This is a genomic window from Neobacillus sp. D3-1R, assembly GCF_052180215.1.
GTDB lineage: Bacteria > Bacillota > Bacilli > Bacillales > Cytobacillaceae > Pseudoneobacillus.
Genome location: NZ_CP197471.1, coordinates 2,331,899 through 2,348,137 on the forward strand (window position 1 = coordinate 2,331,899; position 16,239 = coordinate 2,348,137).

Here is a 16,239-nt window from a genome sequence, read left to right on the forward strand (position 1 = left end):
ATAAACTCCAACTACCAACCCTTCTGGTAAAGGTAAAAGCAGAACTTTTCCCCCCTAAAAAAAGAACCCAAAATTGGGTTCCTTTTAAAATAATTATTTAAGTTTAACAGAAAGCTTATCAAGCATATCCTTCGTCATTTTTGCTAAATCATAATCAGCTTTGAATCCCCACTCTTCGGTTGCTGCTGAAGCATCAATGGAATTAGGCCAGCTGTCCGCAATTCCTTGACGAATCGGATCAACTTGGTAATTCATTTCAAATCCTGAAATATGTTTTTTGATTTCAGCGGCAATTTCTTCTGGAGCAAAGCTCATGGCTGTTACGTTAAACGAATTGCGATGCTTAAGTTTGCTCGCATCTGCTTCCATTAAGTTTACTATCGCATTAAGAGCATCAGGCATATACATCATATCCATATATGTTCCTTGGCCGATGTATGACGTATAGGAACCATTTTTAATCGCTTCATAATAAATCTCAACTGCATAATCCGTTGTACCGCCACCTGGAGGTGTAACATAAGAAATTAATCCAGGGAATCGTAAACCGCGTGTGTCGACACCAAATTTATGATAATAATAATCAGCAAGTAATTCTCCCGCTACTTTATTAACCCCATACATGGTTGTCGGACGTTGAATGGTATCCTGTGGAGTATTGTCCTTTGGTGTTGATGGACCAAATGCCCCTATTGAACTTGGAGTGAAGAATTGACAATCTAGTTCACGCGCTGTCTCCAATGCGTTCATTAAACCGCCCATATTTAAATTCCATGCAAATAGCGGTTTAGCTTCAGCAGTAGCAGATAATAAGGCTGCTAGATGGATGATTGTATCAGCATTATGCTTTTTGGCCAATTCGACCATCTTATTTCCATCCATTACATCTAAAATCTCAAAAGGACCATTATTTGCTGCTTCACTATCATTTTTACGTATATCTGTTGCAACAACATTATCTCCCCCATATATTCTACGCAGTGCTGAGGTAAGTTCCGATCCGATTTGTCCAAGAGCTCCCGTAATAAAAATCTTTTTCATATATAATCCTCCAAGGAAGTGTTTTCTTTATTACAAAAATTAAATAATCCCTAACTCTTTACCCACTTTTTCATACATGGAAATGGCCTTATCAAGCATTTCCTTCGTATGTGCGGCTGAAGGCATATTACGTACTCGGCCAGTTCCTTGTGGTACTGTTGGGAATACAATTGCCTTCGCATATACACCTTCTTCATACAGACGTTTACTAAATTGCTGAGTTTTTACTTCGTCCCCAATGATACAAGGTGTAATTGGTGTTTCACTGTCTCCAATATCAAAACCTAGATTTTTAAGACCCTTTTTCAAATAATTGCCGTTTTCCCATAAACGCTCATTTAATTCTGTGCTTTCCATTAAAATCTCTATGGATCTAATGCTCGCAGCAACGTCTGCTGGGGTTAAGGATGTAGAGAAAAGGAATGGGCGGCTACGAACCTTTAACCAATCAATTAAGTCCTTTTTACCTGCAACATAACCACCGACCACACCTATTGCCTTAGAAAGAGTACCAATTTGGAAGTCAATTTTGTCAGATAACCCAAAATGCTTTACTGTACCTGCACCTTTTCCTAATACACCTGAACCGTGTGCATCATCGACATAGGTAATAAGGTCGAATTCTTCCGCGATTTCTACAATTTCAGGTAATTTCGCGATATCCCCATCCATTGAAAAAACTCCGTCGGTAATAACCATTACCTTATTATATTGACCCGATTCGGTAGCTTCCTTTGCCCTTGCACGTAAATCGTCCATATCTGAATGGTTATACCGAATGATTTTGGCTCTTGATAAACGGCAACCGTCAATAATAGAGGCATGGTTTAGTTCATCGGATAGAATAGCATCATTTTTATCCATTACAGCCGAAATAGCGGCCATATTACAATTGAAACCTGATTGATAAGCAATAGCTGCTTCTGTATGTTTGAATTCCGCTAATTTTTCTTCTAAACGAGTATGTAATTCTAATGTTCCGTTAATGGTTCGAACAGCGCCTGCTCCTACCCCAAACTTCTCGATTGCTTCCTCAGCTACCTTCTTCAATCGTTCGTCAGTAGCTAAACCAAGATAGTTATTGGAGGAAAGATTAATTAATTCTTTGCCTTTAATTTTTATCATTGGACCGTTTGGACTTTCAAGAGGGTCAATAACGTTATATAAACCTTTACTTTTTAGATCTTCTAAGTTTTCAGTTAAAAACTGATTTAGTTTGTGACTTGACATTTAATTTCCTCCTTTAATTCGCTTTCAATGTCATTACAGGATAAACAATTGTACATACAGAAAGGACAGATGTAATCGCTTTCTTTGTTTATATACCAACACTTATTATAAATATAACTGTATCATATTTTTTAAAAATGTACATGTGAAGAGGACAAAAAAATTATATAATTTTTAAACCTAGTTCTCTTTCAAATGTTTTGGCCAATACATATTTTTGTAGTCCCCTTGCCAGAGAAACAGCCTTTTTGGCATGTTCCTCTGCTATCTTAGGTTGATCATCCTTTTTAGCCAATTCCACTTTAACCGCTTCAATCATCCAGAGCTTATTCATTCTTTTGACTAGTTCTCTTGCCTCTTCTAATTGATTCTCTTCTGTTAAAATAATTGCACGGTAATATAGTTGATATTGTAATGGTTTGATTTTCTCAATGTGTCTTTTAGCTTCTTCGACATCCTTATTAAAAAGGGCTAGGATGGTTTCATATGTGGGAAACTGGGATCTTAAAATCGAGTTCTTTAGAAGCTTCCCAATCGCCTCACGAACATCTTCCTCAATATGATTAGCTGCACCATAAAAAAGCTGATATTCAGGGATTTTTCGATTTTTTATAAGAAATTTCTCTATTTCTTTAAGGTTATTGGAAAAATAAACCAACCTAGGGTTGAAAAAAATGAAAATGAGTAAAAAAGTTAAAATAAAAATTAATACAGGATTAATATTTAAAAAAGATAGTAGGGCTGAAAATACAAACGCCAGTACGAGAACAACAATAAATTTTTTCCCTGACATATCAATACCTCCAGTTTAACTGACCTTCCATAAGTTTATCCTAACCAAGCCCTTTTTAGTTTAATTACTCCATCCTCTATTTCCGCTTCTGATAACCCACCATATCCGAGCATTAAGCTTTCATCAACGGTTTTAACCTTCCCCTTCCAAAAAGTATGAGCTGGGTAAACCTTAACTCCAGCTTTTTCAGCTTTCAAAATGAGATCAGCCACCTTTTGGTTTTTGATCTGAATGAGTAGATGAAGGCCAGCTTTTTGACCGATAATCGTTACATGTTCACCTAAATATTTATGCAGACATTCATTAAGTTTTTTGTGTTTGGATTGATAAGTTTTCCTCATTTTTCTTATATGCTTCGCAAATTCACCATTTTTCATAAACTGATATAGTGCTTCCTGAATGATAGGTGAAATTGCCTGGTGGAGGAATGAATATTCTTCTTTATATTTATGTATCAAAACCTTAGGTAAAACAATATAACTAACCCTTGCTGCGGGTAAAAAAGCTTTTGAAAACGTACCGAGATAGATAACTCGTTCAAAAGAATCGAGTGATTTTAAAGAAGGAATGGGTTGACCAATATAGCGGAATTCACTATCATAATCATCTTCTATTAAGTAACTGTTTTCTTCATTGGCCCATTCCAGTAATGTTTTTCTTTTCGATATCGATAGAACCATTCCTAAAGGAAACTGATGAGATGGCGTTAAATATAAAGCTTTTGCCTTACTGCTTTTAACCTTTTGAATATTTACTCCATCATGCTCAAGAGGAATGGATTCTATATTGCAATGATGCTTCTCAAAGACGGAACGAACACCATCATAACCTGGTTCCTCCATGGCAACCTTTTCATTAAATAATTCTAAGAGATAGCTAACCAATAGGATGGATTGTTGAGTACCAGCGCATAAGACAATTTCAGACGCATCGCAATCAATCCCTCTAGCTTCGAATAAATAGCTTGCAATTTCTTTTCGTAATCCATGATGGCCCTGCTTATCTCCATAGGTAAACAAAGCCTCATTAGAATAACTGACTGCATTTACAATACTTCGACGCCATTCCCTCATTGGGAATTTTTCTACTTCTATATCTCCATATTGAAAATCGATAAACGATTTTTTCTCAGTAGTCACTATCTCCTCTGTTACTTTATCTTTTTCAGGTGTTGACACTTTGGTTTCCATTTTTAAAACGATTACTCCACTTTTAGGTCTACTTTCCACATACCCTTCAGCAATTAACTGTTGATAGGCTGTTTCAACTGTATTCCGACTGATCTTTAGATGTAAGGCAAGTTGTCGAATAGATGGTAGTTTTGTATTTTCTAAAATTCTCCCACTTTCTACTTCTTCTTTAAAGTATTCATACAATTGTACATATAACGGAATCCTCAATTTACTATTTAAAAAGGGGGTTCTATCCATTTCTCCCACTCCATCTGACCTTTATAAATTTTTAAAAACTGTCACTTTAGATAAGGTCAATCTCTATCTAAAATGATTGTATCATGAAAATTATGGAGGATATGGAAAATGATTAGAATGAAAAAATTAGAATGTACCAATCAAGAGAAAATAAATACTTTCCTAGAAAACACTGATACTGGGTTCCTAGGTCTATCATTAAACGATTTCCCGTATGTCGTTCCTTTAAACTTTGTTTGGCATAATGGAAATATTTATTTTCATGGAGCCTCTGAGGGGAAAAAGATGGAGATTTTAGCAGAAAACCAAAATGTTTGTTTTACCGTAAGTGCGAGCTATGGAACGATGACAGACCCTGTTCCAGCCAAAACGGATACTGCCTATATGAGTGTCATGATTTTTGGAGAAGCAAAAACATTAACAGATTTACCAAAAGCGACAGCCGTCATGCAAAAAATGCTGGAAAAGTATGTTCCTGATTATTATGATCAGCCTCTTTCGCAGACACATGTAGAAAGATATCGTTCTTCACTTGGCAGTAAAACGTCAATCATTGAAATTAAAACCGATAATTTAACAGCAAAGGAAAATGAATTAGTAGAGGAAAAGCGCTATTACAAGGGAAGAACCGTACAAATGGATTCCTAAATTAGAAGTGAAAGAACGATTCTTCTCCCCTCCTTTATTTGATTACCCCCTACTTAATACGTAAGGGGGTTTTTTATTTTTAATCTTTTTTCCCTGTTTTTGTAATGATTTGTCACTTCTCTTGAAAATTCCCCTTATTCCTGTAAAATAAGTTTGTTATGTTACGGACACAAAGGGGGATATTATGAGAAAATGGCTTTATCCTTTTATGACGATCATGTTACTAATTAATTTAGTTGCATGTTCTCAGGGAGAAAAATCTACAGATGCTAAAAAAGATGTTTTTAATATTGGAATGATTCCGGATCAAAATGTGGCTGATATTAATCGAAGCATGGATGATTTTGCTGCCTATTTATCTGAAAAAACAGGATTAAATGTAAAATTTGTTCCTTCGGTTGATTATTCTGCCTTAGTGACAGGCTTCGAACGTGGAGAAATTCAATTAGCCTGGTTTGGGGGATTAACCGGAGTTCAAGCTAGAAACGTTGTACCAGGAGCAGAAGCAATTGCACAACGCCCAACAGATGAAAAATTTGAATCTGTTTTTATAAAACAAAAAGGTTTACCTATTCATTCTCTTGCAGATTTAAAAGGAAAAAGCTTTACTTTCGGAAGTGAAAGCTCTACTTCTGGACATTTAATGCCACGCTACTTTTTAATGGAAGCAGGTATTGATGCAGATAAGGATTTCAAGAGCAAGCCCAACTACTCTGGTTCACATGATACCACTTACAAACTAGTTGAATCAGGAGCTTATGAAACAGGAGCATTAAATATTTCTGTTTGGGAAGCAGCTGTGAAAGAAGGTAAAGTAGATACAAATAAGGTTGAAGTTTTCTACACAACTCCCCCTTACTATGATTATAATTGGACGATTAACAACTTAGACGATCAGTACGGTAAAGGTACTAAAGATAAGGTCAAAGAAGCTATTCTTTCAATAAAAAGCGATGACAGCGAATTGATGAATTTATTACAAACCGATAGCTTTATAGAAACGAACAATGAAAATTACAAAGAAATCGAAAAAGTGGCAAAGCAATTAGGTATTATTAAATAGAAGGTGATTACCATCATGACTACCTCCACGATCTTAGAGGTGAAGAACCTAGGTAAAACATTTGAGCGGAAGATATCTTTATCTTCCCTTTCTTTTTCAGTCAAAAAGGGCGAAAAAATTGCTATTATTGGGCCGAGTGGTGCAGGTAAAACCACTCTCTTTAATTTGTTAACGGGGATTGTTTCTCCTTATGAAGGTACCATTCTTATAGATGGCCAAGCGTTGGATTATTGGCAAAGAAAAAAACAACTGGCAAATAAAGTTGGAGTCATACGCCAGCAATTTGATCTTGTTGAATCCCTGCCTGTTATTCAAAATGTCTTAGTCGGACGATTAAAGGATTGGGGTTTTTTCAAATCCCTTTGGTCTTTCGTTTTCCCTCAGGACAAACAAGTTGCCTACCAAGCTTTAAAAAGGGTTGGGATTGAAGACAAGATATATGTAAGAACGTCTTCTCTTTCAGGTGGGGAACAACAGCGTGTTGCACTAGCCCGGCTATTAGTTCAAAGTCCAGAGATTGTTTTAGCGGATGAACCCGTTTCATCTTTGGATCCAGCACGCGCTGAGGATGTAATAAAAATGCTGACCAAATTAGCAGATGAGGATAATCAAACATTAATTACTACCTTGCATTCTGTTGAATTTGCGACAAAATATTTTACAAGAATGATCGCTCTTAAAAATGGCCACTTGTTTTTCGATCTGCCATCAGATGAGGTAACTCCCTCTTTATTGGAGGATTTATACCGTTTAAAGGAGTTTAACCAGGATGAATGAACTTCTTACTACATCTGATCACCGGAGACGGTTATTTTTAAATCTATTATTGATTCTAGCCTTTTTGTTAAGTTTTACGGCGATTAATTGGAATGATGATCTCATTCACCCTGGTGGTGGAATCATGATTCTACAAATTTTAAAAAGCATTCTACAACCTAACCTATCACTAGAAATGATAAATCTTGCATTGAAAGCAACATGGATTACTTTAGTTTATGCAGTAGCTGGCATGACATTAGCGATCCTATATGGATTTATGGCAGGAACCTTGGCTTCAGGAATACTTGTGAAAAGTCCTACTCTAAAAAAACTCACAGTTACTTTTTTTCGTGGGGTCTTAAGTTTTACTAGAGCGATACACGAACTCGTTTGGGCTTGGCTGTTTGTCGCTTCCTTTGGACTCTCTCCATATGCAGCTATCTTTGCATTAGCAATTCCTTATGGCGGTATTTTAGGAAGAATTATGGCTGATGCATTAAATGATGTTCCAAACGAGCCTATACAAGCGCTAAAAGCAGCAGGTGCCTCGAACTGGCAATGTTTCATTTATGGCTACATGCCATACGTTTGGGCAACTATGATTAGCTATACCTTATATCGATTTGAATGCTCCATTAGATCCTCCACTATTATGAGTTTTGTTGGTCTAGGTGGCTTAGGTTATCAAATTCAGCTTTCATTAGCGGATTTAGCATTCGATGAGGTTTGGACATTTTTATTTTTCTTAATTGTTCTCGTTGTTCTAGTGGATTTGTGGAGTAGTCTACTTAGAAGAGGTATGAACTCTACAGTCCATAATCGATTAACCGCTAAAAGAGTCTCTGTCTTCGCCATCGGTCTATTAATCATAACATCCTGGTATCATATTATCGTTACTCAACAAGCTAATCTGCTACAGCTGTTCACAGCAGAAAATTTGCAGTATGCTAAAAGATTTTTCACTGGCTTACTTGGGGTTGATGAAAACCCACCTGCCTATCTTGTATGGTCTAACTGGAAAACAGCTATTGGACTAACATGGGAAACATTGGTTATGAGTGTCATAGCCATAGGAATCGCGTCTGTGGTAAGTTTCTTAACCGTCATTCCAGCATCGCGAAATTTCGCCAACGGTTCCTTGACGTTAACGAAAAAAGGTTGGCAATGGATAGCCTTTGGGATTATTCGAATTTCCTATATTTTTTCAAGAGCAGTTCCAGAGTTAATATGGGCGATGCTTATCGTCTTTATCCTTCAGCCTGGATTGCTTCCAGGTGCTTTAGCTCTTGCTTTGCATAACTTTGGAATACTTGGTAAGCTTTGCGCTGAGGTCATAGAGGAAATGGATGAGAAACCAGTTCGAAATCTTGCCACATCCGGAGCTAGTAAAGCACAAATGTTAATTTATGGTGTATTCCCCACTGTCATGCCTAAATTTTTGTCCTATATTTTTTACCGTTGGGAAGTAATCATGCGAACAACAATTGTTGTTGGATTTATCGGAGCTGGTGGTTTAGGCCAAGAATTTAAACTAAGCATGAGTTTTTTTCATTACAGTGAAATCACTTTATTATTGCTTTGCTACTTAGTACTTGTTTTTGTAGCCGATTTCTTTTCCGAATGGTTTAGAAAGGCAGCAAAATAAGAAAGTAGAAAAAACACATACGTATCCATAAAGAAAACCCGGAAATGAAGATCATTTCCGGGTTTTTTTTAGAAGAATAAATTCAGTATATAGTAAATGATAGCTGCAAGTGTTCCTGAAATTGGTAAAGTAATAAACCAGGTAATCACCATACGTTGTGCTGTACCCCACTTAACACCTTTTAAGCGATGAGCGGAACCTACCCCTAAGATAGAAGAAGAAATAACATGTGTCGTACTTACAGGTAAGTGAATGTATGAAGCACCAAAAATAACAGCAGCACCTGTTAAGTCAGCAGCAACCCCATTGACAGGACGAATTTTCATAATCTTTCCGCCAACAGTCTTAATAATTCTCCAACCACCTACAGATGTTCCAAGACCCATTGCAAGTGCACAGGATACCTGTACCCATAATTGAATGTCTGTTGATTGTTGGTAGTTAGCGGCAATTAGAGCCATCGTAATGATCCCCATAGCCTTTTGAGCATCATTGGTACCATGTGTGAAGGATTGCAATGCTGCTGTGGCAATTTGGATAAAACGGAAATTACGATTTGTTTTCGTTAAATTAAAGTTTTTAAATACAACTTTAAAAATACTATAAAGGATAAAACCGATAACAAATGCCAAAAGTGGTGAAATAATAAGTGCTTTTAAAATTTTAATAAATCCCTCAGCCTTCAAAGCTCCAAATCCTGCAGCAGTAATACCTGCTCCAGCAATAGCTCCAATGATGGCATGAGAAGAACTACTAGGAATACCATAATACCAGGTAATTAAATTCCATGCTATCGCTGCAAGTAAAGCAGCCAGAATAAACAGAGAACCCGCTTCTAATTTAGTTGGGTCAATAATATCTGTTGTAATTGTTTTTGCTACACCTGTAAAGGTCATTGCACCAGCGAAGTTCATAACCCCTGCCAAGATGATGGCATGGCGCGGCTTTAATGCCTTAGTTGACACAGAGGTTGCAATAGCATTAGCCGTATCATGAAAACCATTTATGAAATCAAATGCTAAGGCGCAGATGACAACTAACATCGTTAAGATAAATAATGCATCCATTTAATTAAGCTCCTTAAGCGTTTTTCATAATGATGGTTTCTAATGTATTTGCCACACCTTGACAGTCGTCAGCAATTTCCTCTAGGTTTTCATAAATTTCTTTATATTGAATAATACGGATTGGATCCTTTTCAACAGCAAATAATTGCTTAATAGATTGTCTCAAAATACCATCACATTTTGATTCATAATCTTTAATAATAATCGCGTGTTCACGGATTTGTAATAACTTCTTATTCGCTAATAGTTCAATTGCTTTTTCAATTTCAATAGCAGCGTTTCGAATGGCATCAACCATTTTCAACATATACTCATCAGCTTGGATGATGGAATACATTTCAAATAAAGCTGCTGTATGCTCAAAACCATCTAATACATCGTCAATACTCATCGCAAGATGTAAAATATCTTCTCTCTCAATAGGAGTGATGAAAGCGTTGTTTAATTCTTTAATCACTTCGTGAACGTATGTATCACCTTTTGTTTCATATTCCTTCATCTTTTCAAAAAAGATTTGTAAGTCACTAACATTTTTCAGCTTGTAATCTGCAAAATAGTTTGCACTTTCTTTAAGATTGACTGCCATGTCACTTAATAAACTTGAAAACTTATCCTTTTTCTTAAGAGCCATCTTTTTTTACCCCCATTTTTTTATACCCAGTAAAATGATTTTAAGCCAAGCTTTATCATTTTATACGAAAAATGTCGAATTTGAAAAGATTTACCCTTAAAAATTTACATAATCTTTACATTGCGTTTACAATTGGACGTCTTTTGTAAAAGAAAGCTGTTTTCGTATAGATTGTAGTTTTCGTAAAAATCCCTAAAGCCGGATTTTTACAGGCTCTCTTAAGAAGTGCCTAGCTCTTTTCTTCATTTTCAAATGAGTTTACCACACCCTATTTGTGATTTGCCTACTTATTAGTTACAAAAAGCAACAAAGTTTCAGAAAAGAGCCTAAAAGAAAGATGTTTATTGATTCATTTTTATAGATAGAAGGCATAATAAATCCACGAGCAATTGTGCACATGCTTGGTCTTTATCTTTATTAGCAGAGAATTCAGTAACCTCTATCCCTTTAACGCGCGGATCCGCCAAAATGGTTGTTAATATTTCTACAATTTGAGGTAGCTCAAATCCAATTTCACTAGGCGCATAGGCTGCAGGCATAATGCTATTATGTAGCACATCAACATCCAAATGAACCAAAATGGAGCTGGCTGAAATGGAATTAAGATGTTCCTTGACTTTAGTTAAACCATTTGGCTGACAAGATTCTTCATAGGATATTATTTTTAAATTTGGGTTCAAAATCGTATTTTGTTGAGGTCCAATAATCGAAATAGATTCAGAAGGAATGGCTTCCCCTTTCCACCAACGATTTTCTTTTTGTTGTAAAAACCAAAGACCCATTCCTGCTGCACCTATACAAACATCACCATTTGGCTCCATTGTATCGACATGGGCATCTAGGACAAGAAGATGACTGTCTGAACCAAATACCTTTTGAAAGGCATGAAAGGTTCCTACCTCTAAACTACAATCTCCACCTAAAAGAATCGTAAAGGAGTTGTTTTGGAAAAGTTCTTTCGCCCGATTATCTAATTCCTCCCAAACGATTCTTGGTGCAGGCCAATTACGAACTGGCCCAATATTATGTCTTGGAAGACTTGAGACGGAAATAATATCCCCCAAATCTTTCACAGAGAATCCTTGTTCAGTTAGTTTTTGAATAAGCCCCGCTGCTCTAATGGCTTCAGGAGCTAATTCCGTTCCTTCGTATAAAGCCCCGGCTTGGCTTGGTATTCCGACAATCTGTATATTCATTTTGTGGACACTCCTTCCTTTAATTCTAGTAAAAATTGGCCAACCTCTTTTTTATTTTTTAAGATATACGTTTTTCGTCCATCTCCATTTTCTCCAAACACCCTCAATCTTTTGAGCATTTTTTCTTTTCGCGCTCCGTGGGTTGTCATAATAAATTTTATAAATGCCCAGTCAATTTTTTCTGTACAGCCTTCCCCAACATCCGGTCTCGTTTTACCAAAATTCTGAACCCACCTTTTTAAAACCCGATATAAACATACGTATAAAGGGAGTTCAAGGTAAATCATCGTATCTGCATGCTCCATCCGTTGATTAAAGGTATTGCTGTAATTACCTTCCATAATCCATTCATCCAACTGCAGTATTTTTTCCTGAGCTGCTGAAAATTCTTCCAGTGAGGACTCCACCCATCCCGGCTTCCAAAAAAGGGCATCTAAATGGTAAACCTTTATACCTAGGACTTTTCCTAGTTCAAGAGAAAAGGTTGTTTTACCCACTCCGGAGGAAACCCCAATAACCATTATTTTCCTCATGGCAGTCTCCTCTTTCTATTATTCACTAATAAATTCTTGTATGGAGCAACGCCGTTCATCATAATATTCTCGATAATCGCCGTTCGTATAAACGTATATAACCTTTCTCCAAAAGGCTTGAGCAGGATAATTGTTTGATATTTGGGTAATTTTCCATTTACCTTTGTATTCATCAAAAAGGGTCATTGCCGCAATCGCTCCATGCCCTTTACCAGAGTATTTTTTCATGACAAAGAATTCGTTAATAGAATGAGGCTCACCATTGGTCCCCTCTTCTACTAAAGCAAAACCAATTAATTCACTTTCTGCTTTAATAAAATAAGCATGATAATGTTCTTGTTGCCAATATTGGTTTAATTCAAAGGGTTTAAAAGATCCATTATCTTCAAGCTTAATAGCTGGGATATAGTTACTAAATTCGTAAATATAAAATTGCATTAAATTATGTAAAGTTTGTTCTTCAGATTCAGTTATTTTTTCAAGCGTAATCATCGGTTTATCTCCTCTGTCTTTAATATGAAGGTTATATCAAAAGTTTTACCAGTTGATTGTAGCGAAAAATCAACATTCTACTATTTTTACGAAAACATTTATTATTCAGCCTATTTTACCCTTTATATTAAACTTTTGGCAATTATTGAAAATTTGGCTTTTTAAAAAATGTGTAGAATTTTCAACATTTTTTATAGTTTTTTCTATAAACTTGTTTGAAAAAGTAACAAACTGTCGATTATCAGTTATAATGAATTTATTTATGAAAGAAAAAAATCTCTTGTTGTAAAGGAAGATTATATATAAATGAAGAAAAAAATTGCTTGGATTACAGATAGTACAGCATTCATAACAGATGAATTAAAAAATCACCCTGATGTGTACGTCGTTCCCCTTGGAATTATATTTGGAGATCAAGCCTTTGAAGATGGGATTGATTTAGACACAGATGAATTATACCAGCGCATTCGTTCAGATAAAGAAATACCCAAAACCTCACAGCCCTCATCAGGACGTTTTGCTGAACTATTCGAAAGATTAAAAGGTGAATATGATCATGCTATATCTGTTCATATTTCAAGTAAACTTAGCGGAACCCTTGCAAGCTGTAAGGCTGGTGCAGAAATGGCACAATTCCCCTTAGAAGCAATCGATTCAAAATTTATGTCATATGCTATTACCTTTCTTCTTGAAAAGGGAATAGAGATGAATGAAAAAGGTATTGAATATAGCGATATTGTAAAAAGCCTAAGGGAAATAGCTGATCACTCCGAAAACTATATTTTATTAGGTAGTTTAGATCAATTTTATAAGGGTGGCCGTATGTCAGGAACATCCTATTTATTAGGCAGTATTTTAAAAATCAAACCGATCATTCGCGTAAACCGTAATGGTGAGTTTGAATTATTCGAGAAGGTTCGTTCAGAAAAGAAGGCCATGGCAAGAATGATTGAACTCTTAAAAGAATCCTATGACAGAAATGTCATTTCGCAAATACAAATTATGCACGGAAATGTAGAGAATAAAGCACAGGAACTTGCCACAGAAATTAGATCTATCTATCCTAAACTCGATATTTTTATCGGTGATATTAGCTCTACCATTGCCGTACATGCTGGAGAAGGAACCATTGGCATTATCTGGAACACTAAATAATGAAAAGTCAAAAACTCGGCAACGATAGAAGCCGAGTTTTTTTTAATAGGTAAGAAAGTATAACTTTTTGGGACTTCGAAAATTGTCTAGCTCCATCGCCTAGCCCCTCGAGGTCAAATAACCCCAAGTGTAAGAAGTCAAAGTTCAGGCTTCTTACGCTTGAGAACATTTGCTTGTCGGGGCTGATCAAGGCGCTTGCGCTTTTCTTATCTTAATCGCTTTCCTATAAACTGGGATTAATCCCCATTATTTATAACTTCCTTGGGGTAATAGAAGTGCTGGAATACTTCTAATAATTCATCATGATCTTGACGCGTTCCCAAGGTTAAACGCATACATCCATTGTAAGCCGGGATTGGGAAGAATCGTACAACCAACCCCTTTTTTAATAACGCCTTATTCAATCCATCGACGTCTCCTAAATTATATAGGAATAAGAAGTTTGTTTGTGAAGGAAAGAATGAAATATTGTAATGACGTAATTTAGTAGAAAGATAGTTTCTTTCTATTAAATTTTTTTGGGCACACTCTTCAACAAACACTTGATCCTTTATCGCAACTGCCGCTGCATTTTGCGCCATTTGATTGACATTAAACACTTCTTTAACCTTTACTAGCTGTTCAATAACAGATGGTACCATCATCCCATACCCAACTCTTAAAGCTGCTAACCCATAAATTTTTGAAAATGTACGCAAAATGACAAGGTTTTCAGTATTAGATAACATTTGGATGGAATCTAATTTAAACTCACTTTCCATATACTCATCATACGCTTCGTCAAGGACTACTAAAATGTGAGAAGGGATTTTTTCAATAAAACCCTTTAGTTTTTCTGGGTCAACACAAGTTCCCGTCGGGTTGTTCGGATTACAGATAAAGATCATTTTTGTTTTTTCTGTAATGGCTTCGTACATCGCATCCAAATTGTGTGTTCCATCCAATATTGGCACTAAAATCGGTGTACCACCTTCAATGACGATATTAGAACGGTAGATAGGAAACGTGATTTCGGCCATAATCGCTTCATCACCTTTAGCAATAAAAGCTCTTGTTAGGAGACGAATTAGTTCCTCAGAACCATTGCTGATTAAAAAATGATCCTTTGGTAGATGATGGTGATTGGATAATTGTTCACAAAGCCTGGATGTTGTCCCATCTGGATAAAGAGACAAAGATTGAAACGAATCGTGAAGCTCCTTCGCTACCAAAGGTGAAAAACCGTAAACATTTTCATTGTCAGAAAGCTTCCGTAAGGATTTAGGTTGATATTCTCTTTGAATATCCTCTAATGTTTTTCCTAATGGATAAGGTTTGATACTTTCAATTTCGATTTTAGTTTTTACGTTCATATTAAACACCTCAGGAAAAGGGAGGGAAAAGATCCCTCCCTTTAATTTTTACAACAAGGGTTTAGCGCTTATACGCTATTTTATAGATTTCCACGTCTCTCTTGTTCACGTTCAATCGATTCGAATAATGCTTTGAAGTTACCCTCACCAAATCCACGAGCTCCTTTTCGTTGAATAATTTCAACAAAAAGTGTTGGTCTATCTACAACTGGCTTTGTGAAAATCTGTAATAAATAGCCCTCATCATCACGGTCCACTAAAATATTTAGTTCGCGAATTTTTTCAATTTCCTCATCAATTTCCCCTACACGCTCTGAAAGCATTTCATAATAAGAATCTGGAGTGGATAAGAACTCAACCCCATTATCACGAAGAATGCGGACTGTTTCGATAATATCCTCTGTTAAAATGGCTAAATGCTGAACCCCTGGTCCATTATAGAACTCTAAATACTCTTGAATTTGAGATTTTCTTTTTCCTTCTGCCGGCTCATTAATTGGGAATTTAATACGTCCGCCATTATGCATAACCTTAGACATTAAAGCTGAATATTCTGTTGTAATATCTTTGTCTGTGAAATGCTTCATTTCTTTAAAGCCCATTACATTTGCATAATAATCTACCCATTCAGGCATTCTTTCCACATTACCTACAACATGGTCAATCGCAATTAAACCAGCATCTTTGACTGGAAGGCTTCCCTCATAAGCAACATATCCAGGCATAAATGGCCCTTTATAATCCTTACGTTCAACTAGTGTATGGATGGTGTCACCATATGTACCAATGACAGCCTTCTTCACAGTTCCAAATTCATCCTTTATTTCATAAGGAGGAGTAATCGCAATAGCTCCACGTGAAACCGCTTCATTATAAGCCTTTTCCACATCATTAAATAATAAGGCAATGTCCTTTACTCCATCCCCATGTAGCTTTACAAATTGAGAAACACGTGTATCTTCCTTATATGATCCTGTAATCACTAGACGAATTTTACGTTGTTGAAGTACATAAGAAACGGTATCGCGACTACCTGTTTCTAGTCCAGAATAAGCAACTGGCTTAAAACCGAATGCCGTACAGAAATAGTGGGTTGCTTGCTTTGCGTTTCCTGTGTAAATTTCTAAATAATCCACGTCTTGAACTGGAAAAAAGTCCTCTACCTTTTGATTTGTAACAGATGTTTGTTCTTTCATTTATATTT

16 protein-coding genes are annotated in these 16,239 nt (G+C 36.2%); 5 read left to right on the forward strand and 11 right to left on the reverse strand.

The features are described from left to right. Positions 1–93 precede the first annotated feature (93 nt). The 4 genes from ACSBPO_RS12010 to pdxR all read right to left on the reverse strand — a co-directional run bounded on the left by ACSBPO_RS12010 (position 94) and on the right by pdxR (position 4,494). Entirely contained in the window at positions 94–1,041 is a 948-nt protein-coding gene (locus ACSBPO_RS12010) for an L-threonine 3-dehydrogenase (RefSeq protein ID WP_442593524.1), read from the reverse strand. Between the two features lie 39 nt (positions 1,042–1,080). Continuing rightward, positions 1,081–2,271, reverse strand: a complete 1,191-nt coding sequence (locus ACSBPO_RS12015) for a glycine C-acetyltransferase (RefSeq protein WP_442593526.1) — start codon at positions 2,269–2,271, stop codon at positions 1,081–1,083. Positions 2,272–2,434: 163 nt separating this feature from the next. Beyond that, the gene (locus ACSBPO_RS12020; RefSeq protein ID WP_442593528.1) at positions 2,435–3,064 is read right to left on the reverse strand and encodes a hypothetical protein; all 630 of its coding nucleotides are present in this window, start codon (positions 3,062–3,064) and stop codon (positions 2,435–2,437) included. A gap of 35 nt (positions 3,065–3,099) precedes the next feature. Further along, positions 3,100–4,494 carry a MocR-like pyridoxine biosynthesis transcription factor PdxR gene (gene pdxR, locus ACSBPO_RS12025; RefSeq protein WP_442593530.1) on the reverse strand — a complete coding sequence of 465 codons (1,395 nt, stop codon included), beginning with the start codon at positions 4,492–4,494 and terminating at the stop codon, positions 3,100–3,102. Between the two features lie 108 nt (positions 4,495–4,602). Between pdxR and ACSBPO_RS12030 the strand changes: the two genes are divergently transcribed. The 4 genes from ACSBPO_RS12030 to ACSBPO_RS12045 all read left to right on the forward strand — a co-directional run bounded on the left by ACSBPO_RS12030 (position 4,603) and on the right by ACSBPO_RS12045 (position 8,609). Then, complete coding sequence (locus tag ACSBPO_RS12030; RefSeq protein WP_442593532.1) at positions 4,603–5,142, forward strand: pyridoxamine 5'-phosphate oxidase family protein; 540 nt, start codon at positions 4,603–4,605, stop codon at positions 5,140–5,142. 184 nt (positions 5,143–5,326) lie between these two features. Continuing rightward, positions 5,327–6,205, forward strand: a complete 879-nt coding sequence (locus ACSBPO_RS12035) for a putative selenate ABC transporter substrate-binding protein (protein WP_442593534.1) — start codon at positions 5,327–5,329, stop codon at positions 6,203–6,205. Between the two features lie 15 nt (positions 6,206–6,220). Beyond that, positions 6,221–6,982, forward strand: coding sequence for a phosphonate ABC transporter ATP-binding protein (locus ACSBPO_RS12040; protein WP_442593536.1), 762 nt, complete (start codon positions 6,221–6,223; stop codon positions 6,980–6,982). Beyond that, entirely contained in the window at positions 6,975–8,609 is a 1,635-nt protein-coding gene (locus tag ACSBPO_RS12045; RefSeq protein WP_442593538.1) for a PhnE/PtxC family ABC transporter permease, read from the forward strand. The genes ACSBPO_RS12040 and ACSBPO_RS12045 overlap by 8 nt, the downstream gene beginning before the upstream one ends. Positions 8,610–8,677: 68 nt before the next feature. Here ACSBPO_RS12045 and ACSBPO_RS12050 read toward each other — a convergent pair whose 3' ends face one another. From ACSBPO_RS12050 to ACSBPO_RS12070, 5 genes are all read right to left on the reverse strand, one after another. After that, positions 8,678–9,676, reverse strand: a complete 999-nt coding sequence (locus ACSBPO_RS12050; RefSeq protein WP_442593540.1) for an anion permease — start codon at positions 9,674–9,676, stop codon at positions 8,678–8,680. A gap of 13 nt (positions 9,677–9,689) precedes the next feature. After that, complete coding sequence (locus tag ACSBPO_RS12055; protein WP_442593542.1) at positions 9,690–10,307, reverse strand: DUF47 domain-containing protein; 618 nt, start codon at positions 10,305–10,307, stop codon at positions 9,690–9,692. Positions 10,308–10,648: 341 nt separating this feature from the next. Beyond that, positions 10,649–11,503 (reverse strand): arginase family protein, encoded by an 855-nt coding sequence (locus ACSBPO_RS12060; protein ID WP_442593544.1) that lies wholly within the window; start codon positions 11,501–11,503, stop codon positions 10,649–10,651. Further along, complete coding sequence (locus tag ACSBPO_RS12065) at positions 11,500–12,036, reverse strand: topology modulation protein (RefSeq protein WP_442593546.1); 537 nt, start codon at positions 12,034–12,036, stop codon at positions 11,500–11,502. Before ACSBPO_RS12065 ends, ACSBPO_RS12060 begins: the two co-directional genes overlap by 4 nt. An 18-nt stretch (positions 12,037–12,054) precedes the next feature. Then, a complete protein-coding gene (locus tag ACSBPO_RS12070; RefSeq protein ID WP_442593548.1) occupies positions 12,055–12,528 on the reverse strand; it encodes a GNAT family N-acetyltransferase in 474 nt (157 codons plus the stop codon). Between the two features lie 306 nt (positions 12,529–12,834). On the opposite strand from ACSBPO_RS12070, the gene ACSBPO_RS12075 reads away from it, so the two are divergent. Continuing rightward, entirely contained in the window at positions 12,835–13,683 is an 849-nt protein-coding gene (locus ACSBPO_RS12075) for a DegV family protein (protein ID WP_442593550.1), read from the forward strand. A 236-nt stretch (positions 13,684–13,919) separates the two neighbouring features. Here ACSBPO_RS12075 and hisC read toward each other — a convergent pair whose 3' ends face one another. Then, positions 13,920–15,035, reverse strand: a complete 1,116-nt coding sequence (gene hisC, locus ACSBPO_RS12080) for a histidinol-phosphate transaminase (protein ID WP_442593552.1) — start codon at positions 15,033–15,035, stop codon at positions 13,920–13,922. Positions 15,036–15,115: 80 nt separating this feature from the next. Beyond that, positions 15,116–16,231, reverse strand: coding sequence for a 4-hydroxyphenylpyruvate dioxygenase (hppD, locus tag ACSBPO_RS12085; RefSeq protein WP_442593554.1), 1,116 nt, complete (start codon positions 16,229–16,231; stop codon positions 15,116–15,118). Between the last annotated feature and the right edge of the window lie 8 nt (positions 16,232–16,239).